Origin of the sequence: uncultured Roseovarius sp., assembly GCF_947489715.1 — a bacterium.
GTDB lineage: Bacteria > Pseudomonadota > Alphaproteobacteria > Rhodobacterales > Rhodobacteraceae > Roseovarius.
The window spans coordinates 17,147-39,319 of the sequence record NZ_CANLER010000014.1; the positions used below are offsets into that span (position 1 = coordinate 17,147).

Annotated in this window: 22 protein-coding genes; 13 read left to right on the forward strand and 9 right to left on the reverse strand. The window is 53.3% G+C overall.

Going from position 1 to position 22,173, the window contains the following annotated elements:
- Positions 1-47: 47 nt before the first annotated feature.
- The 3 genes from Q1B27_RS22830 to Q1B27_RS22840 all read left to right on the forward strand — a co-directional run bounded on the left by Q1B27_RS22830 (position 48) and on the right by Q1B27_RS22840 (position 2,810).
- Positions 48-1,067: a DMT family transporter gene (locus Q1B27_RS22830; RefSeq protein ID WP_299851850.1), complete on the forward strand. Its 1,020-nt coding sequence runs from the start codon at positions 48-50 to the stop codon at positions 1,065-1,067.
- Positions 1,068-1,177: 110 nt separating this feature from the next.
- A complete protein-coding gene (locus Q1B27_RS22835) occupies positions 1,178-1,900 on the forward strand; it encodes a DUF1194 domain-containing protein (RefSeq protein ID WP_299851853.1) in 723 nt (240 codons plus the stop codon).
- A gap of 205 nt (positions 1,901-2,105) precedes the next feature.
- Positions 2,106-2,810, forward strand: a complete 705-nt coding sequence (locus Q1B27_RS22840) for a methyltransferase (RefSeq protein ID WP_299851856.1) — start codon at positions 2,106-2,108, stop codon at positions 2,808-2,810.
- A 206-nt stretch (positions 2,811-3,016) separates the two neighbouring features.
- Here Q1B27_RS22840 and Q1B27_RS22845 read toward each other — a convergent pair whose 3' ends face one another.
- Entirely contained in the window at positions 3,017-3,532 is a 516-nt protein-coding gene (locus Q1B27_RS22845; RefSeq protein ID WP_299851859.1) for a hypothetical protein, read from the reverse strand.
- Between the two features lie 54 nt (positions 3,533-3,586).
- Entirely contained in the window at positions 3,587-4,090 is a 504-nt protein-coding gene (locus tag Q1B27_RS22850; protein WP_299851861.1) for a VPLPA-CTERM sorting domain-containing protein, read from the reverse strand.
- A 189-nt stretch (positions 4,091-4,279) separates the two neighbouring features.
- Here Q1B27_RS22850 and Q1B27_RS22855 point away from each other — a divergent pair, with 189 nt between their 5' ends.
- A complete protein-coding gene (locus Q1B27_RS22855; RefSeq protein WP_299851864.1) occupies positions 4,280-5,827 on the forward strand; it encodes a winged helix-turn-helix domain-containing protein in 1,548 nt (515 codons plus the stop codon).
- A gap of 494 nt (positions 5,828-6,321) precedes the next feature.
- Positions 6,322-7,134, forward strand: coding sequence for an SDR family oxidoreductase (locus Q1B27_RS22860; protein ID WP_299851867.1), 813 nt, complete (start codon positions 6,322-6,324; stop codon positions 7,132-7,134).
- A gap of 162 nt (positions 7,135-7,296) precedes the next feature.
- Here the strand turns inward: Q1B27_RS22860 and Q1B27_RS22865 are convergent, their stop codons facing one another.
- Positions 7,297-7,752, reverse strand: a complete 456-nt coding sequence (locus Q1B27_RS22865; RefSeq protein ID WP_299851870.1) for a PACE efflux transporter — start codon at positions 7,750-7,752, stop codon at positions 7,297-7,299.
- 85 nt (positions 7,753-7,837) lie between these two features.
- Here Q1B27_RS22865 and Q1B27_RS22870 point away from each other — a divergent pair, with 85 nt between their 5' ends.
- Entirely contained in the window at positions 7,838-8,734 is an 897-nt protein-coding gene (locus Q1B27_RS22870) for a LysR family transcriptional regulator (protein WP_299851873.1), read from the forward strand.
- Positions 8,735-9,301: 567 nt separating this feature from the next.
- On the opposite strand, the gene Q1B27_RS22875 is transcribed toward Q1B27_RS22870, so the two are convergent.
- From Q1B27_RS22875 to Q1B27_RS22900, 6 genes are all read right to left on the reverse strand, one after another.
- Positions 9,302-10,423: an alanine/ornithine racemase family PLP-dependent enzyme gene (locus tag Q1B27_RS22875; RefSeq protein ID WP_299851876.1), complete on the reverse strand. Its 1,122-nt coding sequence runs from the start codon at positions 10,421-10,423 to the stop codon at positions 9,302-9,304.
- Positions 10,420-11,619 carry a DUF1611 domain-containing protein gene (locus Q1B27_RS22880; RefSeq protein WP_299851879.1) on the reverse strand — a complete coding sequence of 400 codons (1,200 nt, stop codon included), beginning with the start codon at positions 11,617-11,619 and terminating at the stop codon, positions 10,420-10,422. Before Q1B27_RS22880 ends, Q1B27_RS22875 begins: the two co-directional genes overlap by 4 nt.
- 88 nt (positions 11,620-11,707) lie before the next feature.
- Complete coding sequence (locus tag Q1B27_RS22885) at positions 11,708-12,574, reverse strand: hypothetical protein (RefSeq protein ID WP_299851882.1); 867 nt, start codon at positions 12,572-12,574, stop codon at positions 11,708-11,710.
- Complete coding sequence (locus tag Q1B27_RS22890) at positions 12,549-12,902, reverse strand: hypothetical protein (protein ID WP_299851885.1); 354 nt, start codon at positions 12,900-12,902, stop codon at positions 12,549-12,551. The genes Q1B27_RS22885 and Q1B27_RS22890 overlap by 26 nt, the downstream gene beginning before the upstream one ends.
- 1,217 nt (positions 12,903-14,119) lie before the next feature.
- On the reverse strand, positions 14,120-14,344 hold the full coding sequence (locus Q1B27_RS22895; protein WP_299851888.1) for a hypothetical protein: 225 nt from the start codon (positions 14,342-14,344) through the stop codon (positions 14,120-14,122).
- 89 nt (positions 14,345-14,433) lie between these two features.
- Positions 14,434-14,823, reverse strand: coding sequence for a hypothetical protein (locus Q1B27_RS22900; protein ID WP_299851891.1), 390 nt, complete (start codon positions 14,821-14,823; stop codon positions 14,434-14,436).
- A gap of 237 nt (positions 14,824-15,060) precedes the next feature.
- On the opposite strand from Q1B27_RS22900, the gene Q1B27_RS22905 reads away from it, so the two are divergent.
- The 7 genes from Q1B27_RS22905 (at position 15,061) to Q1B27_RS22935 (ending at position 22,165) form a co-directional block, all read left to right on the forward strand.
- A complete protein-coding gene (locus Q1B27_RS22905) occupies positions 15,061-15,237 on the forward strand; it encodes a hypothetical protein (protein ID WP_299851894.1) in 177 nt (58 codons plus the stop codon).
- Between the two features lie 280 nt (positions 15,238-15,517).
- Positions 15,518-16,150: a tyrosine-type recombinase/integrase gene (locus Q1B27_RS22910; RefSeq protein WP_299851897.1), complete on the forward strand. Its 633-nt coding sequence runs from the start codon at positions 15,518-15,520 to the stop codon at positions 16,148-16,150.
- Positions 16,151-17,370: 1,220 nt separating this feature from the next.
- Positions 17,371-17,652, forward strand: coding sequence for a hypothetical protein (locus tag Q1B27_RS22915; protein ID WP_299851900.1), 282 nt, complete (start codon positions 17,371-17,373; stop codon positions 17,650-17,652).
- Between the two features lie 113 nt (positions 17,653-17,765).
- The gene (locus Q1B27_RS22920; RefSeq protein WP_299851903.1) at positions 17,766-17,990 is read left to right on the forward strand and encodes a hypothetical protein; all 225 of its coding nucleotides are present in this window, start codon (positions 17,766-17,768) and stop codon (positions 17,988-17,990) included.
- A 341-nt stretch (positions 17,991-18,331) separates the two neighbouring features.
- Entirely contained in the window at positions 18,332-19,321 is a 990-nt protein-coding gene (locus Q1B27_RS22925) for a glycosyltransferase family 2 protein (RefSeq protein ID WP_299851905.1), read from the forward strand.
- A complete protein-coding gene (locus tag Q1B27_RS22930) occupies positions 19,314-20,984 on the forward strand; it encodes a hypothetical protein (protein ID WP_299851908.1) in 1,671 nt (556 codons plus the stop codon). The genes Q1B27_RS22925 and Q1B27_RS22930 overlap by 8 nt, the downstream gene beginning before the upstream one ends.
- On the forward strand, positions 20,981-22,165 hold the full coding sequence (locus Q1B27_RS22935; RefSeq protein ID WP_299851911.1) for a glycosyltransferase: 1,185 nt from the start codon (positions 20,981-20,983) through the stop codon (positions 22,163-22,165). The genes Q1B27_RS22930 and Q1B27_RS22935 overlap by 4 nt, the downstream gene beginning before the upstream one ends.
- Positions 22,166-22,173 lie beyond the last annotated feature (8 nt).

Sequence of the window (22,173 nt, forward strand, 5' to 3'; positions counted from 1 at the left end):
TGTACTTTACTCGTGCACACTCCGAGGAACAACACAACCGGGGAGGCATGAACGTTTTGTCCACAACGACGACAAATACTGCTCCACCAAAGGTGAACGACGTCAGTGGTGATGCTGATAATCCGCTTCAGGGTATTGTCCTGATTGCGTTGGGGATCGGTACGTTTAGCCTGCAGGATGTCATTATCCGGAGTATTGGCGACACCTACCCTGGGTTTGAGATCATGTTCATCCGTGGCCTTGTGGCGATCGGGCCAATATTTTTGATCGTTCTGTACAGCGGAGGCGTTCGAACACTCAAAGTTCGGCATTTCGGGCTAAATGTCCTACGTGGGTTGTTGTGCTTGATCTCGTACACTGCATATTACATGGGCTTGCAGGCACTGCCTCTGGCTGAGACGACCGCAATATTCTTCATCTCTCCCTTGATTGTGACGATGCTTTCGGCGCTAATTTTGCGAGAGACAGTGGGCATTCGCAGATGGGGCGCAGTTCTGGCGGGATTTGCCGGGGTGTTGTTGATTGTGCAGCCCACTAGCGGCTCGATATCGCCTGCGATTTGCCTTCCTATTCTCGCGGCTTGTACCTATGCGGCCAGCATCATTATCACCCGACGGATTGGAAGGTCTCAAACAGGCGCGTCAATGGCCTTCTACGCCATGCTGGTATTCGTGGCCGTCAGCGGCATTGCCGGATTAGCTTTTGGCCAAGGCCAAATAGATACGGCTGTGCACCCAAGCATGGACTTTTTGGTGCGAGCCTGGGTTGTGCCAACCGCTTTGGACGCGTTGATGATTGCGGTGTGCGGCGTGATTGCAGCATTTGGGTTTTATTGCCTGGCACAGGGGTACAAGGTTGCGCCTGTCAGTGTGGTTGCGCCGTTCGAATTTGTCTCAATGCCACTTGCAGTATTTTGGGGATTTGCAATTTGGTCGGAAGTACCAACTACGTTGGTGTTGGCGGGGATCACAACAATTATTGTCAGCGGCATTTATGTGCTGAAACGTGAGGGCTTGCCTGGCAAGAAACCTTTGACCACGGGCCGTGGCGTACGGTTCAGTCTCTGAGACGAGGGTCTATTCCATAAATCTTACGCGCGTAGTTGCAAGCGACCAACATCGAACTCGGGCATGTCATTGGAAGTGATCTTTGAAATCTTTCTTCGAAAGGAATCGCTATGAGACATAGTTTACGCCTGCACATTTTTGCGCTTCTGGTAATGGCTGCTTTCCTGCCTGCCGCCACACAGAAGACAACCGCTCAAACGCGCGAAGAGTTTGAACTTCATCTCGTACTCGCATTCGATGTGTCAGCCAGCATCAACGATTCCGAATTTGCATTGCAACGAAATGGAACCGCCAATGCGCTGCGCCATTCTTCAGTCCGCAATGCGATTTCAGAGGCGCGTGGGGGCATTGCGATATCCATCGTGCAATGGTCAAGCATTCAGCAACAGGTACTTGCTATGGATTGGGTTGCACTCAAGAACGACGACGACGTAATAAAATTTGCAGATGCCGTTGGAAACATGCCACGCATCTTGCCTGGTGGCGGCACCATGGTGCACGCAGGGTTGGAGTTTTCTGAGCGTCAGTTTGATGCAGCGCCGGGCGTCGCAAGGCGGCATGTGATCGATTTGTCTGGTAACGGCCGAAGTGACGACTTCGAGCAGATGCTGGCAACACGTGAACGTCTCGTGGGTCGAGGCATCGTTATCAATGGGCTCGCGATCGAAGAGGATTACGACGACCTGTCCGATTACTTTAGCGCATCGCTGATCGGCGGTGCTGGGGCATTTGTCGTTACGGCGAATGGTCATGAAGACTTCGGCGATGCGATGCAGATAAAGTTGTTTCGTGAAATCAATGGTGCAGTTTATGCTAAGCTTTTCCCTCAATGAATTTGGTCGCGGATGGTATCGCTGGAATCTGTTTATCCAAAATGCTGCGCTGTGCACGAACGTCCGCTAACGGGAAGTCGGATAGGTAAAATCGAGCAGAGCTGAATGTCGGGTCTGGGCCGGGATACCATTACCACGAAGAACATTTATTCCGTAACCTGGCTGCTCCCTTTAGGATCGAAACAGATTGTATAGGATTAAGACCATGGGACGTCTTGAAACCATTCGGGCAGCGGCAACCTGGAGAGATATCTTCCAAGGCCAATTGCTACACCTTGGGCTCATTGTACTTCTCGTCTCTGGCGCCTTTTCTCTCCTGGTAGCAAATAGTTCGGACCGTACATTTTTTGGCTGGAATGCTCAGGAATGGGCAGTTTGTTCGATAGTGATTGCTGTTGTCCATCAGGTCCTGGTTGCAGTGGTTTTCCGGTTTGAACTTTACAATGGCTTGATGACTCGGATGTTTCGAGATCGAGCACTAACCGTATGGGGTGCGGTTTTTTTGCCATTGCTCGTTGCGCGTCCCATCACAATCATCATTGTCGGGTGGCTCGATCAGGCACCTATCTCCAGCTTTCGCAGCATTGAGGTTGTTGTGGCTATACCGGCGATATTAGTTGCCATCGTGACCATGCACTCGGTGATCAAGTACTTCACTATCCGACGTGCTATCGGTGCTGATCACTTCGATGATGAAATCATCGCCATGCCACTCGTCAAACAAGGGATGTTCAAATACACATCCAACGGCATGTACGGTCTGGTGTTTCTGGGTCTCTGGGGCATCGCGCTTGCCTTTGGATCATGGAACGCCTTCATCGTGGCATTTTTCCAGCACGTGTACATTTGGGTTCACATGGTTCTGACGGAACAGCCCGACATTGATCGGATTTATGGGCACGGTAAATAACAGATCCAAAGATTCTGAGTTTTGTGCCGATGACGGTTCATTACACCAAATCGTCCTCGGCTTTTCCTGAATGCTGCACCTTGAATGAAGGGCTGCTTTCAGGAACATGATCGATAGAATTCAAGTAGAGTTGAATGTCGGCAATGGGCCGGACTAACGGAGTGGCAGGCAGCCTCGGGTAGGCGGCAAACGGTACGAACATGAAACTATGCCGCGCGAGACTTTCTGCAGCGCAGGCCGACAATCCCGACAAATCCGATAAGCCCGCTTAAAAGTAGCGCAGACCCTGCAGGCAGGGGGATCGCGGCGACCGGGCGGTCCGTAAAGACCGGGACGGAGCCTGTGACTTCGAAAAATGCTCCAAATGGAATGGTTTGCTCCGATGTGACGCAATTGTCGAAGAGGCAATCAAAGTTGGTGAGAAGTCCGCTCACCCCAGTCCCGATGACCGGGTCCGTGTACGAGAACGCCATGTCGGTCAGGGCACCCGCTGAGAATGTGAATGCATTCGACAGAGCACCGCTGGAATCGAACAAGTAACTGTCAAAGGCACCATTGAAAGTTACCGACGAAGCACTTGATACGCCATCCGCATCGTCCAAGCCAAAGAAGGTACCGAACACGCCTGCAAACGAGAAATCCAAATCAATCGATGCTGCGAAACCGGGGCCTGCCATGACCGATCCAAGAACTACCGCTCCGAGAAGTGATTTGATGTTCATGAATTTCTCCTTTGTGAATTGACGATGTGCACCCAATCGGTGCGGTCGTACTGCCTAAAATTGCTGAGTTACCCGCCGGAAGCCGGCAAGCCCGATAAGCCCGCTAAGAAGTAAAATAGCCCCTGCAGGCACGGGTACTGCTGCGACTGGGCGGATCGTGAAATCAGGGGCGAAACTTGTGAAGATAGTAGTAGTTCCCAGTGGGATGGTTCGCTCCCGAGATGTGCAACTGCCGATAAGGCAATCAAAGTTGTCGAGAATTCCGTCCGCCTCATCTCCGATGACCGGGCCCACAAACGAGAACGCTATGTCAGTTAGAGAGCCAGCGGAGAATGTAAATGCATTTGACACAGAACCGATGGGAATGAACAAGTAACTGTCTTCGAGCCCATTATAAATCACCGACGAAGCACTTGATACGCCATCCGCATCGTCTAAGCCAAAGAAAGTACCGGTCCTGCCACCAAGCATGAAATCCAGATCAATGGGGGCCGCTGTTCCGGGCGTAGAGATGACAAGTGCAAAAGCTGCCGTTCCTAAAAATGATTTGAAATTCACTGATACCTCCATCCGGAATTGACGATGTGAATTGCCTCAAGTTGCCGAGGCTGTTTCCACCAATTGAACGCTGGCAGAATTTCAGTTTTTCGCGGCACCTCCGAAGCTCTTATTCCGGAACTGAGTTCTTCTGTTCACGCCAATGGACCTGATCATAGGGTAGTCCCCCTTTGAGCAAGTGTTGCGTTTGTGTTGATTCAGTTCCCCGCGCTCCCTACAATTTTAAATATCATGCAATTTTGGACGTTTACGCCAAACGAGAACCGCCTCGAATCCAGAGATGAAATCGCCCACTTGACTGGCCGGGCAAGCGCAGTCTTGAAGCTGCTGGCGAGCAGACCAAACGAAGTGGTGAGCCAAGATGAAATCCTCAAATTCGTCTGGAAAAACATACATGTGACACCGGACCTTGTTCGTGAATATGTCTTTGACCTGCGTCAGGCTCTTGGGGACAGCGCGGTGAATCCCACCTACATCGAAACGGTTCGAGGTAAAGGGTACCGGTTGATCCAGGGCGTGGAATTTGCCAGGCAAAAGGCAACGGAGCCAGGGCCCACACAGCGGGCCAGGATCGCGGTGTTGCGCCCCGACTGCATGATCGGAGGTGAACGCTGGCAGCGTTTCGCCGATGGCATGGCCGACGAATTGATCACTGACCTTGCGAGGTTCAGCGACATTGCAGTTATCGCCCGGACGTCATCTTTCGCCGCAGATAAATCAAAGCAGATCACAGAGATCGCAGAGGCGCTGAGATGCGATTACGTTCTTGAAAGCAGCCTTTCAGTTGGGCGCGGTCAACTCAAAGCACAATTCCAGCTCATTGACGGACGATCCGGTATACATGTCTGGGCCGATTGCATTGAACGCCCGATCGGCTCCATGCCCGAATTGTCGGGTGAAATCGCATTGTCAGTCGCAAATCTGATAGGAGGTATCTCCGGCGCCGTAATGAGGGCTGAACGGCGTTACGCGGTCCGCAAACCAGCTTCTGAACTCGACGCATATGAAAATTACGTACTCGCATGTCATTTTGAGGATTTCTACGATCAGAAGTCCATGCGCCGGGGTCTCATGCACGCAGAGCAGGCGATCGAACTTGATCCGGAGTTCGCACGTGGTCATCTTTTGCACGCCCTGTTCTGCGACAAAGGGGAAAGCATTTCTGATGAGACGAGCCGCGAGGAATGGCTGTCAAAAATGGCGGACTCAGCTGAAGCAGGGCGCCGGATCGATTCCAGAGACTCATTGATTTTATCGCAATGCGCCCGAGCGTTCGCTTCGACAGGGCGCAGTGAGGAAGCCAGAAATGTAGCCGTACGTTCTGCAGATATGGCAGAGAATGATTCACACGCCGCAATTAATGCAGCATCTGCACTTACGCTTGTCGCCGGAGAATACGAACTTGCGGACCAAATGATCAAAACCGCGTACAAGCTTTGTCCGACGCCGCCTGAGTTTTATGCGTTCGCGCATGGAAGGAACTTGTTGTTTTCGGGGCGTGCATCCGAAGCAGAGGTCGTCGCCAGCGCAGGTCCAGATTTTGAGTCAACTTACGTCATCCGCTGTCTGGCTCAGAGCCTACAAGGGAAGGTACCAGAGGCCGAGGCAACGTGGCAGAAATTGCTCAAGAAATACCCGTATTTCAGCTTCGAAAATTACCCACAATCTATGGGTATGGTTTCGAAATCTACTACCGACATTTTTGACGAGGCGGTCGAAAGACTCAATATCAAGTGAACGCGAATGTGTCTGTGTTTTCGCGATCCGGATCGGTTAAAAATCGCATTTATTCCAGAAACTACATCTTAATCCGTTCGTCAGGCCAAAATGCTGCGGCATCGATCGAGGTCTGCTTTGCGGAAACTTGAAAGGGTCACAACTCGTACTGGCGAACGTCGGCTTAGGGCCGTCCTGAATATCGGATCCGGTTAAGCAATCCGGTACTGCTGCATCTTCTCCGACGGCCGCCAAGAGTCCCAAACTTCATGATGCTGCGGCCAGGATCAACTGGCGCAAACTGTTACGAAGCTGCCATTCAAGTTTGCTAATCAACGGTATGTGAATGAGGGATTGAGTTCCGTCTAATCCCGTAAAAGCTTCACTCGGTGGCAAAGAACTTGAGATAGGAAAAGTTCGCTTTCGATACCAGTTGCCCAAGACCCACCCGCAACGTCATGACCAGCTTTGGCATCGAAGACATGCTGAAGCTCAACGCTTGAGGGAGAAATTACATGAAGACTATACTGATCACCGGTGCTTCGTCGGGCATTGGCGAAGCCACCGCCAAACACTTTCAAACCAACAGTTGGAACGTCGTAGCCACGATGCGAAATCCCGATGGCGCTGGCGACCTCGCCGAACTGGACAACGTCCATGTGGTGCGTCTTGATGTCACCGATCCGGACTCTATCAAAGATGCCGTTGCATCAAGCATCGACCGTTTCTGCAAGATTGACGTCTTGCTCAACAATGCAGGCTACGGTGCCTATGGCGCGCTGGAAGCGTTCTCCATGGATCGTATCCGGCGTCAATTCGACACCAACGTGATTGGCCTGATGGAAGTCACGAAGACCGTGCTGCCGCACATGCGGGCAAACCGTTCGGGGACGTTGATTAATATTTCGTCTATTGGTGGTCAGATCACATTCCCGCTTGGCACGCTTTATCACGGCACCAAGTTTGCGGTCGAAGGCTTGTCAGAAGCGCTACACTACGAGCTGGAACCGCTTGGCATCCACGTCCGCATTGTCGAGCCTGGAATGATCAAAACAAACTTCGGCGGAAGCTCCTTCGACTTTGCTATAGACGAGCGCCTCTCGGACTATGCGCCGATGGCCGAAGCCATGGGGCGGGTCTTTGGAAAACTGGCGTCCAACCCATCCGATCCTGAGACCGTTGCAGAAGTGATATGGGACGCCGCCAATGAGACCGGCGACCGCCTCAGGTTCCGCGCCGGAGCAGACGCCGTTGAACTTTTGGACAGACGGAAAGTACAGGACGACGCTACCTTCATCGGCCGGATCAAACAGCTAATGAGGGAGTAAGGTTTGGCGAAATCGCAGCGATGGCAACGTCCGCTTTCGGGAAGCTGCGCTGCGGCATCGCTTGTCACAACGAGAATCTGGAATGGGCCGGATCAATCCAGCCTTAACGTTTTGCTCGACAAGCACTCGCAATATCCTGATAGGAAACTCGAGACTCTGGTCTCACGTTTCCAACGGGCTGGTTCGACGAACCAGCGGGAAAAACCTGTCGTAGGCCAAAGTAAAGACATAGGTGTAAGCGACAACAAAGGACGTGACGACAATGTCTGTTACCAATGCGTCCAGCAATCCAATGCCGAGCCACCAAATGTATATTGGCAACGAGGTAACGGTTAGGGAAATCTCGAAACCGAAGGCATGCAGAATCCGCCCGACATGTGACCGTTCACTAGACACTCGCCCGGAGCGGGCGTCAATTTTGTCGAACAGCCAATTGTAAACGAGATTTAGCAGCATTGCTTTGCCGGCGAGAACGGCACCAAGCACGCCGATTTCTGCAACGGGTTTATCGAAAAAAGCCGCTCCTACAGGCACTAAAATTGCCATCAGCAACAGTTCGAAGCAGATTGTATAGCGCAGACGATCTTTTCCAGACCTCAAGATGACTTTATCCGACATATGAGACTCCATTGTTGGAATTGCTTCTATCGAAGATATTTAGTATTAATAGTTAATTAGTATCTGAATATCAGATAGGTATTTCATGCCGTCACCCGAAAGCTTGCAGGCGTTTGTATTTGCTGCAGAGCTTGGTTCTTTCTCTGCGGCTGCGCGAAAAATGAAGAAGGCGCAGTCAGCTGTATCCACTGCAATAGCCAATCTCGAAATCGACACAGACCTTCAACTCTTCGATCGCAGTAGCAGGTCCCCGACACTGACGCAGGCCGGGCAATCTTTGCTGCCTTACGCGAAGGGCATTTTGCTGGGAAACCAGGAGTTCTTTGCAAAGGCGACGTCGATGTCGGAAGGGGTTGAGGACAAGTTTTGCATAGCCATCGAGCAGGGGATCAATCTGAAGCCGGTTCTGGATGTATTGAACGCTTTCTCAGGTGCATTTCCGGATGTCTCGCTGGAAATCCTGTCTACCGGTCCCAACGATACGGCGGCCTTGCTAAAAGAGGGCCGCGCACTTCTCGGCCTTATGACAGAACAGGAAAGTTATCCCGCAGGCTTTCAATTCCGCGGCGTGGGGCATTCGGCATTAATCCCAGTTTGTGGCGCATCCCATCCTCTGGCCAATTTGAAACATGTGGCTCACAGAGATCTGCGGCAATATCGCCAGTTGGTCCTCAGAAGCCGCTCACGCAACATCCCGGGTCAGGTCGGGGAAATCAAGAGCGCTTCGGTTTGGTATGCGGAAAGCCCACACATGATTGTAGACCTGGTCTTGCGCGGTTTGGGATGGGCCGAATTACCATTGCCAGTTGTCAGAGAATTGCTGAGGGCAAACAAGCTGGCTCAGATTGAATACACGTTCCAGCAAAGCGACGCGCTAGAAGGTATTGATCTAGTCTGGACAGAACATCGCGTTCTGGGCCAAGCAGGTCAATGGGTTCAGAACCAGCTTCTCAACATCTCGCAAGATGTATGGAAAGGATGAGCGCTCGAAAATGCTGCGCCATGCATCAACGACTGCTTTCGGGAAACCGTTGGGTGGATTCTGAAAGCTGCCGTATGGCAGCTACGGGCCGTGGGCGAAATGGCGGGATAGGGAGCCTTTGCGTAGGTCCGATTTCTTTGATTGGCAGCATTGAGCCCAAAGAAGAAGTGCTAATTCTATGCTGCGTGTGCTCGGAGCATAGACTTTGCTGCAGTGGCGTAATATTTCATGTTGCCCTATCAAGGGAATAAAGAAGCCGTTCATCCAGTCGCATCTAAATTCGAACTGCGGGATATTCCGCCTCACATCAGCGCAGCGAATGTAAGTGCAGAAAGCGAATTCACGATTAGCAAACTCAGCGTTTGCTGGGCGAGCCGAAGGTTGGTGGAATGCCATCTCGCCATTGCTTGCTTCCTTTGCAACGACGGCAAATTCTATCTCCGAACCCTGTGCTGTCAAAAACTTGGCGGCATCTCAAACAAGTGCGGCCTTTGGGGACATCATTGATTGCCTGAACCGTCGAATTTACCTCCAGAGTTTGTTTGGTCGCTTTTTCCTCCATTCGAGCTAAACCAGGGCTAAGTCAGAGCGATTGCGTTTCGCGAGTTCAGGTATGGGTGAAGCCCCCGAATGACGCATTATCTTTTCTATGCCAGGTGCGCTCATACTTCGCATCAAGGCGCTGTATTTTAGCTGAAAGCTGACTTCGCTTCCGACCTGTAACCCTTGGTCATACGCTTCGACGACCAAATGGTCGCTGGTTGCACCAACCGGCACAATGCCTGGTGGAAACACCAGACCAGAAATATCAATATCCTGATGTCCGATTGCGAGTATCGAACGCTTCTTGTCGCAACAATCAGGCACAAGACGTAACCCGGAGGAGGCCGTTTCAGAAATCAGCGCAGTCGGTGGCTCTGGTTTGGATTTGGCTTCAATCACTTCAGCGGTGAGCGTGAATGCATCTCGGTACAATCCTCCGATTTGTTGACCCGAAATTGGGTCAACGCCAAGCAGGATGGCCTCACCCAATCTCAGATCATTGATACGACCAGTTTTTTGAGAACTCATGGCCCATGGTAAGTTCGCGGAATTTCCGCCTGAAACCGTTTCAATAAATGGACCACATGCGCCTTCGATGTCGTTTGCCAGCATTGAAAAGTCCAGCATTGTCTCGTTGTCTGGGACCATGCCGTTGAGGCAGGCGTAGTTGGCACCGATACCCTTCAGGGCGACACCCGGCATTCTGGTGACCTGTCGCGCTATTGTTTCAAGATCGCCGGGTTCGATCCCCTCGCGCATATCGCCCATTTCGACCATCAGAATGATGTTGTGAACCTCGTTCTGCCGTAACGAAGCTTCGGCCAGAGACGCGATCACGGCAATTTCGGTATTGTAACTGGCGCCGCAACTCTTCGTAATCCGGTCTATCTGGCTCAACATCGGTGTGCGGAGCATCGAAATCGGGCACGCAATGCCCGCCCGACGCATCCGTTCCGCATTCGCGATGCGTGTCTCGGCCAATCCGGTCACGCCACCATGCAACATGGCATTCGCAATATCAGGGTGGCCGCAAACGGCCTTGGTTACACCAGTTACACCGATACCCCGCGGCTTCAGCCTGTTGACAAGACATTGGGCATTCAACCGGATTTTTTCCAAATCTACGTCGATGCGCGGTGCGGTCATCCTGCGGCCACGACAGGTTGTTTCTGCAAATGGGGATAAGCCATTAGCACAATGGCGATCAACTCTTCTACTGGCTGGCTCAAGGCATCTGTGACCGACAGGCCAAGTTTCGTCCTATGCTCCTCGATGGCCTGCCCGGTTTCGTCAGCCGTCATGCCTTCGTGATTGAGTGTACAACCGATCACCTTGGTATCCGCAAACGCTTCGATGAGGGCGATTTCATCTGATGGGTCTGGCATCGGCATATCTGGGAAATCACAACGATGAGCCCGTCGCGGGGCATGCTGGAGAATGACCGCCTGGGGCTGACTGCCGCGCAAAATGAAGGCGGAAGTGCAAAAAGCCGGATGACTCAATGCTCCCTGGCCTTCGATCAAAATGACTTCGGGCTGCTCAATGACCGACGCTTCGACGATGGTCCGTTCCAGCTCGCCACAGCAAAACTGGGGCGGCACCGCGTCCATCGCAATACCAAATCTTGCGCCTTGCATCAGACCAGTCTGACCCGTGCCGACAAGTACAGTCTTGATGCCTTTCTCATTCAGCGCTCGGGCAAGCACCGTAGCAGTCGTGCGTTTCCCGATCGCGCAATCCGTCCCCATAACCGCGATCCGTATCGCCTTGACCTCCGCGATACTGCCGTCAAACAGGCGCATGTCTTTGCTCGGGCGCGGTTTGCGGATGTCCCGAATGGTGACGTCTCGCGTTCTGGCGGCGGCGGCAATCTCTTGATCATCGCTGAGATATTCGTGCAATCCGCTGACGATGTTCATGCCAAATTCGATCGCTTCCAGAACGATGCCTCGATCTTTCAACGATAGCCTTCCGGTGGATGGGGCCATACCGTAGATAAAGGTGTCGGGGATGGTCGCCTGGTGCTCGACAGCCGCTACAAGATCGCAGAATACTGGGACGTAATTGATAATATTGTCGAGGACTTGCCCGCTATCCAGCCCTTGGTTTTTGCTGTCGATAACTGACACGATACGATAGGCCTGCGAATGTCGGACAAGCCCGTTGGCGGTCTTTCCGTCGATCTCTCCGAAATTGCCTTCGCAATAGACGATTGCGGTTGGTGCCTCTGAGATAAATTTTCTGGGTGGTTTAGGCGTATTTCGTGGAGCTGCGGGTGCAGGAGCTTGCGCCCCTCTTGAATTTCGTTTTTTTGAATCTGAGATTTTTAGCTCGATGTCCATGTTTCGTCCTTTTGATCGAATTGCACGCGCGCTGAATCTCGTTCTCGGGGAACTTCGCGCTGTGTATTGGGTGATTGGACCCAGCGTGTCAGTTGTTCAGACGGCAACGGCCCTTTGAGCGTCGGAAGTTCTTGTTGCACGACCACCGATTGCCAGATCGATCGAGATGCGCGTTCCCCGGAAGGATTATTTTAATGCAGTTTTCAGAAATCGCCTCAAATCCGCGGTCGCATTTCCAACCTGAACCATAGCTTGCATCGTAGAAGTAAGCGTTTTGGGGTATGACAACGGCCTCGCATTTGCCGTCTGCCTCTATGTAGCCGCGTTCGCAAGTCCAGGATGCGCCGTAACCTTTTGAATTCAGATAGGCGTTTTCCGGTACCTCGATGGCAACGCATTCATTTCCGTTGGCCTCGTAGCCCCGATCACATTTCCAATCTGAGCCGTAGGTATTTTCTGACAGGTAGGAGTGATCCGGCAACTCGATTTCTTCGCAGGTCTTACCGACCTTCCGGAAACCGCGCAGGCATTTCCACTGCTCCCCGGATGAATCGAGATAACCCCCTGAAGGAACAGTAACTTCTACACAGATATCCCCATTCACTTCCTGAAAGCCGTGCTGGCATTCCCACCCCTCACCGTAAGCTTTATTGGTGAGATAAGCGTTTTGCGGCACAATAACAGCGACACATTGATCCCCTGCCAGTCGATAGGAGAGATCGCAGTTCCATCCCTCGCCATAGTTTTTGGCGTGCGCATTGCCAGGGATCGATCCAGTCCCCGATTGTGAAAAAGACGGCGCTGCAAATGCCAGCAGAGCGCAAATTGTGCCTGCAAAAAGCATCATCAAACCTTTCTTACGGAAAATTGGAGGACGCACGCAGATTGCAGCGCCTAATGCCATGTTGCGTGACAGCGTTCCCTCATCGTTATGACGCATCCAGTTCAAGCCCATCTATGCACGCCTCCGCCATGTCGCGGTTTGGCACTTCGGTACCCGGTGGGGTCGCCCAGCCGGTTTTCATCACCGCCTTGCTGCGGTTGTAGCCTTTTGCCTCCTGAATGGTCGCCAGTTTCGAAACGCGCAGTGGGTCTGCCTCAGACAATTTTCGGCAAACGGGTGCCATGGCTTGCGCTACTTCTTTGGCGGCCTGAACTTTTGCCATCTTGTTCGCACTGCCGCTGGTCATCCAACCGCCCCAGCCAAAGCCAACGATAGATACGGCAATGGCGCCTACTATGGCGCCATAGACGCCGGGTTTGGTCCATTCTGGAAAAGTCATTAGTTTACCTCCTGCGGAGAAAGCGCCGCCTCGCTGTTTTTTTGTTGGTTTAAGCGAGACCGGTCTCGCTCAAGAACTAGTTCCAAATCCTGCTGATCTACTGGCCGCAATTCGATCCGGCCTGTGCCGTCGGGCCCTTCGAGCCGTATATACGTGGCTGTCCGGCGATATGCCGCAAAGCTGAGGTTCGCGAGAAGTTCGTCCTCCGCGATTATTTCATAGCTACCCGCAGGAAACTCATCGGAATAACCAGGCAAAACGAATGGAAAAACAAACGTCACAGTCGACGTCGTCGTGCACGAGGTCACTGGCGACCCTTTCAATGCGTCAAGTCCCTGGCAAGGGGCAAGACTTTTGATTTGTAATGATAGCGGATTGCCACCAATCGGTCAGGCTCTGCTTCGAGCCTACGGATAGATGCAACTTTGTAAGTCGTACCTAATCATTCGAGCTACTGTTTTCAATCCACAGAAACCAAAACGCTTGCGACGTTTTACCTTAAACCCCTCATTCCATTCTAACAGATTACCGCTCAACAAAAATTCGTCATGTCTTGGCAATCAAGCGTTTGCTGACGAACTGGCTCCTCCACCTGAAGTCGACATCCTTCGAAGATAATTGGGGCGAATTAAGCAAGATATCGGTGAGATTACGTCTCCGGCCGACTGTCGAAATCCTGCAGAACGGGTCTTTTGTCTGGTTAGAGGCTATAGCGCTCTGAATTGTTTGATATACTTGATTTTGCTTCCAGTGCCGATCCTGATCGCCAAACCGGACCGCAACAGATGGGCCAAGTCATCGCGAATGTTACCCGGTGTCAGGTCTGGAAACAATTCGCTGAGCTCCGACCTACCTAGCGGTCTATTTGACAAGATATCAGCCATACGTTGACGGCGCGCCTCAACTCTCGGGCTTTTTTTCGCGCTCGGATACCTTTGGATCGGCATTTTGTTTAATCCGCAACTGGCAACTGCCTCAAGAATTCGTACGCCAATCATCATTTCATTTTGCGATGCAAGCCTGGGCAATTTGAATGCATTACTTATCAGAGTCCGCGTTTCGAGTACGGTCATGATTGGAACTTCTGCGAACGGCTTCAATTTCTAGTTTCCTCGAGTCAATTCCGCATCAGGTAAACGAGCTAGGCACAGACACTGTTGTGAGCTACTAAAGTAGCCCGCAGATTTTCAAACAGTGATCTTGGTGTTGTCTTACGCTCAGTCGAAACTCAGAAATCTATCAAAAACAAACCGGCCTTTCAGGGTAATTGCATATGTAGTCCCCGTATTCGGCAAGGCGGCGGCTCGTTCAATGAAACCCTTTGCCACCAGATCTTCGGCATGAAACGTCGCACGGTCGTCAGCCTCGTTGGTTACCAACGGGAAAGTATGAGGGCCCGCTCTGATGAGCAGTTGTAGCAACGCCATGTCCACTGAAGACAAGCCTCTATCCATTGCTGCTATTTTCACCCGTTGGTTTAACCTTGGAAGTTACATGATCCTTTCTTCAAACCATGTTTTGCCGATTACCCCTAGCCTTCGACTTTGTCAGGCTGGTCTTTGGAATGCTCTTTGTTCTTGAACTCAGCGGTGGGGTTGTCCTTGCTTTTTGTTTCTTCCGCTGCTTTCTTTATATCGGCTTCTTTAGAAAATAAGTCATTGAATGACATGGATATATTCCTCATTGATTGAGATTTAGCAAGCTGGATCAGAGTGGAATTTGTAGGAAAACTATACCTGTTGTTGCCAGCACGATTGCCGCGACAACGGCAATCCGGAATTTGTTGCTCGACGATAGGAATGACGATTGCTCTGATTTCAAACGCCTTCCCAATTTGTCGTTGAGTGTGCAATTTCCCAATTTGATCAGCCTTTTCCTCGTGGAAGATTACCCGGGCTGCAAAACTTGGGTGTGACAACATGATGATCCCTGCGCCCAAATCGGGAACAGAAAATATGCTACATGTTTCGAAAGGCAGTGGTTATTCGCCATCGGCAGCACCGCAACGACGATTTTCTTAACCACAAGGTATCGCTACACCCAACGCATCCAGAAGTCAAAACTAACACGAACGCGCAGTTCGGTCCTTTAGAAGAAGGGGCGCTTTGTAGCACAAAGTTTGTTGCTCAGAAGCATGGCGAAGACTAGGCTCATTACTATGAAACATATCCCCAAAAAAACCACAAATGATGCTCTTATTCAGGAATTTCTGAGCAAGGGCGGTAAAGTCAGTGTCGGTAAGACCAAACCGATGCCAGCTGAACTAGGCCTGAGCAACAATGTTTGGAACAACAAGCCAACTAAAGAAGAAAAATCCGCGCGCGATAAGAAGTAAAGCCGTCCGGCTTTCGCCAATACTACAAGGGTAGATAGCGGCAACAGCTTGCTTGGAACTTTAAGGAAAGTAGATATCATTCAGCGGAGTCACGGTACCGTGCGCTGCGTGCGAACATTGCATGAATTGGCACTTCTCCTATGGCCTTAAACCAGTCGAATGTGCGCGGCACTATCCCGCTGCAATAAGACAACGAAGCTGACGTTGCAGCGCCAGGTAGAATGCTGCCGTCAGCGCTGTGCTGTTGTTTGGGTTCGGAGGGATGGATGGAGGGCAAATCATGCCAAGAGTCCAACTTCCTGCCGTAACCCCGAAACGCAGAGCCTGGAACAAAGGTCGCCTAGTTGGGCAAAAGCGCCCACTTCTCCCAAAGCAGGTATGGGCAATCCGTGCCCGGTTAGAACTGGCGGGCAATCTGCGTGATCTGGTTCTGTTCAACGTGGCCATCGACAGCAAATTGCGCGGTTGTGACTTGGTGAAACTCAGAGTGACTGACCTTGTCGGCACCGGCCGCGTTCGAGAGAGGGTGTCTGTAATCCAAAGTAAGACAAACCGGCCCGTGCAATTCGAGCTTACTGAGAACACACGCGATTCTGTGACCAATTGGATCGCATCGCCGGTGATGGTTGGCTGCTGTTTCATGTTTCCCAGTCGATTTCACGACCGTCCGCATATCTCAACGCGTCAATATGGTCGGTTGGTACGAGGCTGGGTGGTCGCAATCGGATTGGAGCCAAGCGGCTATGGTACCCACTCGATGCGCCGTACCAAAGCTGCCGAAATCTATCGGAAAACTGGAAACCTTCGCGCGGTTCAACTTTTGCTTGGGCATAGCAAGGTGGACAGTACTGTGCGCTATCTCGGAGTTGAACTAGAAGATGCACTCAGCATCGCCGAACAAATCGAGATCTAAAGAACATGACGAACGGTTCCAGCCGTTCGTCATTTCGAAACGGTTGCACTCAACACGACAAGCAGTACCAAGATTTATCCCTCTTCACCGATTATTTGTAATGCAGCGAATGTCGGCATCAGGTGGCATGCAAAAATGTCGTAGCAGGCGAACGTTGTACCGATACACATGGAGAAGGCCTGCTAACCCTCACTCGTTACGAGTGCATTGGTAGCTTTGGAAACATATCAAAATTCGCCAACGTTGTAATACCAACATCAAAGGACTATGTAGCTAATACAAAAGTTGTGGTTTTCTGCGGCCTAAAGCCCATCGCCTGCCAGAGCGAACTCCAACAATCCATCATAAAATTCGGCTGTCACGTCCAGTAGCTGGTATCTGATAATTGAGGAGGATGCCGATGTTATCGCGCAGACCCACATCTCTTGTGAAATTTGTTCAACACAGGGCATGTGAACGTGGTTTTATCGAATAGGGCGGCATTTGCGAAGCTGTCATGGTCCTTATGAATGCCAATTTTGACAACTTGATTAACGGCAAAATCTGGCAATACGAGCGAGGATCTACAGCCTCTGGGGAAGTGTCTTGATCGGCGCAAACAGCGATCATCTTGTCATTAGCACGAAACTGTCAACGCTTTGGGTGAGATCCGAAACGACGTTTCTGATGAACTACAAAGCATTAATGCATGCAATGACCGCTCCCGACGTCGAAACAAAACTACCCAGTGAAAGGCCCAAGAGACAGTTGCGACACACCGATGGCAAGGTCGAATATCTGACACTGGTTGAAAAACCTCGCTCGGACTTACCGACCTGAAGCCACAAAGGAGATTGAAAGTTGGCAAAGCTAACAAAAACATCAGTGTTCAAAGCACAAGACTCCAAACCGGAAACGCCGATGGACAAAACGACACGTATCGCTAGGAAAATGGTCTAGGACGAAGCTGAACAACGACAAGTTAAGATTGCCCGTCTTCGCAAGGCCCGCCTGGAAAGAGAAGCAAACACACAACCAAAAACAAGTGCGAAAGCACACGGGACAAGTACATCTATTGCAGTCACAAAGCGATGACACAGAGTCGCTGGTCTCGTGTTTTCGGATAATTTCGAACCTCACCGCTCGTATCCTAGTCGAGCGGGACGTAAACAAAAAAAGTCGTTCGAGCCGTGCCTCTCCAAAGCTCAGCAATCGGCCCCACTCTTTCCAAGGAATTATCCATGTCAAATTCAGACGAGAGCGCAACAAAAATTCACTATATCTGCCAAACATATGTGGAGAAGAAGGCAGGGAGTGATGGGCAAGCAGGTTTGAAAATAGCTAAACAATTAGAGCATTCCACTGCGTCTGAGGCACAAAACAGAGCCGAAAGGGAGGCTCAATTCGAAGATTGCGCGGGCGCTGATGCCTACATGATCAGTGAGGATTCGAACAGTGGCGAAGTTGGATTGCCAAGATTCCTCGTCAGGCTAGGTAATGTCCCGGAATTCGATGATTTCTAAAGTTTAGCAACTGTCCTATGCTCATCCTATGAATTATGCTTGGAGCGCGACACTGTGTCATAAGGCGCATAGCATTTGTTACCAGTAGAAAAGCGGTGATTGGCGTTAGCGCGATGAAAGTCAACTTTTTCTACGCCTCGATTGTAGGTGCTGACCTCAGTGAATGGGCAATTTGGAAATCGCGCCTCAGACTGGATTTGAATGGCAGGTTTGGAGACATCGGCCGCAGCGCAGCGATGAGTGTGCTGCGCCTGCGAGCAGATGCTGCGCCAGCAAACACCCGAAAGCGCAATGGCCGCAAAGTCCGCATCGCTGTCATCTATTTGCTTTGTAGCTAAGGTCGGTAAGAGCCCTCAGCCGACATGCCATATTTTTGCTGCTAGCGCACAACGAGAGATATTTTCTGCGCTAGCATTAAGATCTGATTTGCGGTGCAGCAGAAATTGTGGTCGTTCATGCAGCGCGCGGCGATTCTGGAATCACGAACCGCGGGAAAACCGTGCCTACGCGAGTGCGGCGGATGCATGTGCAGAAATGCGAGAAAGCCGCTCGCGCATGACCCGATCCGGTGCGGTGTGGCGATTTTGTTGGATTTACGCAACAATAACCTCGTTGAGACATAATTTCGCCTCGAACAAGGGGCATTTCCGGCCTTGGAACTAACAACGTGGACATGATCATGAAACTGGTTGTTCAAATACCGGCGCTCAACGAGGAAGAAACCCTTGCCGAGGCGATCGCCGCCATTCCCCGTTCCATTCCCGACATCAGCGCAGTCGAAGTGCTGGTCATCGACGATGGCTCCACCGACCGCACCGTTGAGATCGCTTGGGCTGCAGGGGCCGATCACGTCCTGCAGATGAGCAGCCATGTCGGCCTCGCCCGTGCCTTCAGCGCCGGGATCGAACATGCGCTTGCGCTGGGCGCCGATGTGATCGTGAACACCGATGCCGACAATCAATATTGCGCCGATGATATCCCCGCGCTGATCAGCCCGATCCTGAAACGTCAGGCGCAGATCGTGGTCGGCGCCCGCCCGATCACCGAGATCGAATGCTTCTCACCGCTCAAGAAAGCGCTACAGCGGCTGGGCAGCTGGGTCGTGCGTCTGGCGAGTAAATCGGAAATCCCCGACGCGCCCAGCGGTTTTCGCGCCTATTCGCGCGATGCCGCCGCCCGGCTCTGTGTGATCAACACCTATACCTACACGCTGGAGACGATCATCCAAGCCGGCCGCAAACATATCCCTATGACCTCGGTGCCGGTCCGGGTCAACACCGTCACGCGCCCGTCACGGCTGTTCAACGGCGTCCGCGAATATGTCACCCGCTCGGCCCGCACCATCCTGCGGGTTTTCGTGATCTACGCGCCACTGCGGTTCTTCCTGTCGCTTTCCGCGATCTTCGCCCTGCCCGGGCTTTTCGGCGTCGGCCGATTCCTCTATTTCTACGCCACCAATGGCGGCGCCGGGCACGTGCAATCGCTGGTTCTGTCGGGTGTGCTTATGGCGATGGCGACGATCATGTTCGCCGTCGGCATCCTGGCCGATCTCATCGCCACCAACCGCAATCTGCTGGAAGACGTTCGCGCCCGCGAGTTGCTGCGCGCCTCGCGCAAACCGGCCGAGGTGATCCCGCTCAATCCGGCAGAGGCGGCGGAAAATGTATAACCCAACTCTTGGCGAACAGATCGCCGGGCGACCGGGGGGCATCATCCTTGATCTGATCGTGCGCACTGCCATTGCCGTTGTCTTCGCACTCCTCCTGGTGCTGGCCTACACCCACAATGTGAACTGGGACGAATTCTATTTTCTCTCCCACGTCCACGCCTTTCTCGACGGGCGGCTGGACCGGCCGATGCAGACTTTCTTCGTGCATGCCTTCACCTGGCTCAATATGCTTCCGGGGCAGGAGATGGAGCAGATCTTTGCCGCGCGGCTGGTGATGGTTGGCTGCCTCGGCGTGACCACGTTTTCGATCCATCGGGTCGCCCGGCATTTCACCGACCGGCGCTGCGCCGAAATCGCTGCTCTAGGCTTTCTGACCTCGGGCTTCGTGCTGGCCCATGGCGCCAGTTTCCGCGCCGACCCGATCGCCGCGGCTTTGCTGACCGCGTCGATCGCGATCCTGCTGACCACGCGCCTTTCGGCCCTGCAGATGCTGGCAGCGGCGGGGCTGAGCGCGCTGGCGGTTCTGGTCACGATCAAGTCGGCCCTCTACCTGCCCGTCTTTCTGGCCGTGTTGATCTGGCGGATCGACGATCGCGGCGCAGTGTTGCGCATCATCGTGGCGGGGCTTATCGCGGGCGGAATTTGCGTCTCGCTCTTCCTCTGGCACACGTCAGGCATTCGCGTCGCCGAGGGCAACGAGACCGCGGCCAATGCCAAGGACGCACTCAACACCACGCTTCTGAAAAGCGGTTTCTTTCCCCGGGCGACGGAATTGCTCAGCTGGGCCATTTTCAGCATCCCCCAGATCATTCTGATAGGGGTTGCCCTGGCGGCCAGAGGGAATGCGTGGCGGGCGCTCGTGCTGGTGCTCTTCGCCGCGCCGCTAATTTCCGTGATGATCTACCGCAATGCCTTTGTCTATTTCTTTCCCTTCGCCGTGCCGCTCCTGATGGTGGCAGTGGCGATTGGAGCACAAAACCTGGCAAACTCGCGGCGGCTGACCCAGCTTGTGGTGGTGATGCTGGCAGGCTTCGGGCTGCAGGTGGTTCAAACCGTCCCTGAGCGCGCCGAAACACAGCGCGCAACCATCACCGAGATACATCGTCTCTTTCCCAAGCCGGTGACCTATATCGATGACAGCCACATGATTGCCTCCTTCCCGAATGCCGGCTTCTTCATGTCGGGTTGGGGCATTGCACGATACCAGGCAGCAGGACAGCCTGTCTTTGCCGGGATCATTGCCGAACATCAGCCGCCCCTGCTGATCGCCAACAAGACCGCGTTGTCGCAGACCATGGACCCATCGCCGGAAGGGGCGGTCCCGATCCTGCTGCCCGAGGATCATGCGATCCTGCGCCAGTCCTACGTGCATTACGCCGGGGCGATCTGGCTTGCCGGGCATTCGGTCACGCTGACTGGTGACACGGCGACAATTCCCGTGCCATTCCCCGGCACCTACCGGGTGCACTCCAGCCAGCCGGTGCAGATCGGCAACCGCACTGTCGCCGATGGTGCGGTGCTGAATATCGGGTCGGATCCTTTGACAATCGACGGGCCAACGGGCACGATGGTCACACTGATCTGGGATACGGGCGTGGCCCCGATCGCCCCGGACGGCCTGGGCCGCGACATCTATGTCGGCTTCCGGATGTTAACCCTATGAGCGCCGATCTGTCTCTCACCCCGCCGCGCTCCCCGACTGCCACTGGCGGACCGGAGCCGCGCGGCGGACGGGTGGTCTTCTGGGGCACGTATGACCTGAGCAAACCGCGCACGCGCATCCTGCGTGACGGGTTGAAGGAACTGGGTGTCGAGGTGGTCGAGATCCACGCCGAAATCTGGCCGCAGCATGCCGATAAAAGCCAGATGAGCATGGCGGTGATGGCCTGGGCGCTGGTCCGCGCGCTTCTGGCCTATCCGCTACTGATCCTGCGCTACCTGCGGACACCCTGGCATGAAGCGGTGTTCATTCCCTATCTGGGGGTGCTGGATACGCTGGTGCTCTGGCCCTTTGCCCGGTTGCGACGGCAGCGGATCACCTGGGACATGTTTCTTTCGCTTTACGATACGGTCGTCCACGATCGCCAGATGGTGTCGCGCAAATCCCCGACCGCATGGGCGCTCTGGGGCACCGAATGGCTGGCCAGCCGAGCCGCAGACCGCGTCCTGCTCGACACGAAATCCCATGCCGATCACATCGCGCGGATTTTCAGCCTGTCGCCGGGCAAGCTGGGCGCCGTGCCGGTCGGGGCCGAGCCGGGATCCTTCCGGCGTCTGCCCCCTCCCGAACTCCATGACGGGCCCACGAGGGTGCTGTTCTACGGCCAGCTTATCCCCCTGCACGGGCTTCAGACCATTCTGGCCGCCGCCACCTCGGAGAAGGGGCGCGCAATCGACTGGCACCTGATCGGTACCGGGCAAGAGCGTAACCTGCTCGAATTTGCGCTTGCCGGCGAGGCGCATCCCCACATCACCTGGCAGGATTGGGTGCCTTACGAAGAGTTAACTGGGGCAATCGCCCTGACCGATATCTGCCTGGGCATTTTCGGCGCCTCGGGCAAGGCCGCATCGGTGGTGCCGAACAAGGTCTATCAGGCGCTGATAGCGGGCCGTTCGGTCATCACAAGGCATTCACCCGCTATGACGGAAACCTTTGGCGATGCTGCCCAAGGGATCAAGCTGATCCCCCATTCCGATCCCGAGGCCTTGCTGCAAGCCATCGCCGACTTGCGGGCCGAGGGCTATCCGGTGTTACCTGAAGGCAAGCTCGACATGGCGCAACCGCATCAGATTGCCCAGACCCTCTGCCAATACCTGTTTCACCCATCGCTTCAAGCCGGATAGACCCGTGA

What these genes read in the sequence shown, in the direction of transcription:
- Q1B27_RS22910 (WP_299851897.1), top strand. Translation starts at nt 15,518, where the DNA reads ATGCCAAGAGTCCAACTTCCTGCCGTAACCCCGAAACGCAGAGCCTGG.
- Q1B27_RS22885 (WP_299851882.1), bottom strand. Translation starts at nt 12,574, where the DNA reads ATGGGCTTGAACTGGATGCGTCATAACGATGAGGGAACGCTGTCACGC.
- Q1B27_RS22880 (WP_299851879.1), bottom strand. Translation starts at nt 11,619, where the DNA reads ATGGACATCGAGCTAAAAATCTCAGATTCAAAAAAACGAAATTCAAGA.
- Q1B27_RS22925 (WP_299851905.1), top strand. Translation starts at nt 18,332, where the DNA reads ATGAAACTGGTTGTTCAAATACCGGCGCTCAACGAGGAAGAAACCCTT.
- Q1B27_RS22835 (WP_299851853.1), top strand. Translation starts at nt 1,178, where the DNA reads ATGAGACATAGTTTACGCCTGCACATTTTTGCGCTTCTGGTAATGGCT.
- Q1B27_RS22865 (WP_299851870.1), bottom strand. Translation starts at nt 7,752, where the DNA reads ATGTCGGATAAAGTCATCTTGAGGTCTGGAAAAGATCGTCTGCGCTAT.
- Q1B27_RS22920 (WP_299851903.1), top strand. Translation starts at nt 17,766, where the DNA reads ATGAAAGTCAACTTTTTCTACGCCTCGATTGTAGGTGCTGACCTCAGT.
- Q1B27_RS22860 (WP_299851867.1), top strand. Translation starts at nt 6,322, where the DNA reads ATGAAGACTATACTGATCACCGGTGCTTCGTCGGGCATTGGCGAAGCC.
- Q1B27_RS22870 (WP_299851873.1), top strand. Translation starts at nt 7,838, where the DNA reads ATGCCGTCACCCGAAAGCTTGCAGGCGTTTGTATTTGCTGCAGAGCTT.
- Q1B27_RS22915 (WP_299851900.1), top strand. Translation starts at nt 17,371, where the DNA reads ATGTCAAATTCAGACGAGAGCGCAACAAAAATTCACTATATCTGCCAA.
- Q1B27_RS22900 (WP_299851891.1), bottom strand. Translation starts at nt 14,823, where the DNA reads ATGTTGTCACACCCAAGTTTTGCAGCCCGGGTAATCTTCCACGAGGAA.
- Q1B27_RS22875 (WP_299851876.1), bottom strand. Translation starts at nt 10,423, where the DNA reads ATGACCGCACCGCGCATCGACGTAGATTTGGAAAAAATCCGGTTGAAT.
- Q1B27_RS22840 (WP_299851856.1), top strand. Translation starts at nt 2,106, where the DNA reads ATGGGACGTCTTGAAACCATTCGGGCAGCGGCAACCTGGAGAGATATC.
- Q1B27_RS22890 (WP_299851885.1), bottom strand. Translation starts at nt 12,902, where the DNA reads ATGACTTTTCCAGAATGGACCAAACCCGGCGTCTATGGCGCCATAGTA.
- Q1B27_RS22930 (WP_299851908.1), top strand. Translation starts at nt 19,314, where the DNA reads ATGTATAACCCAACTCTTGGCGAACAGATCGCCGGGCGACCGGGGGGC.
- Q1B27_RS22830 (WP_299851850.1), top strand. Translation starts at nt 48, where the DNA reads ATGAACGTTTTGTCCACAACGACGACAAATACTGCTCCACCAAAGGTG.
- Q1B27_RS22905 (WP_299851894.1), top strand. Translation starts at nt 15,061, where the DNA reads ATGAAACATATCCCCAAAAAAACCACAAATGATGCTCTTATTCAGGAA.
- Q1B27_RS22935 (WP_299851911.1), top strand. Translation starts at nt 20,981, where the DNA reads ATGAGCGCCGATCTGTCTCTCACCCCGCCGCGCTCCCCGACTGCCACT.
- Q1B27_RS22845 (WP_299851859.1), bottom strand. Translation starts at nt 3,532, where the DNA reads ATGAACATCAAATCACTTCTCGGAGCGGTAGTTCTTGGATCGGTCATG.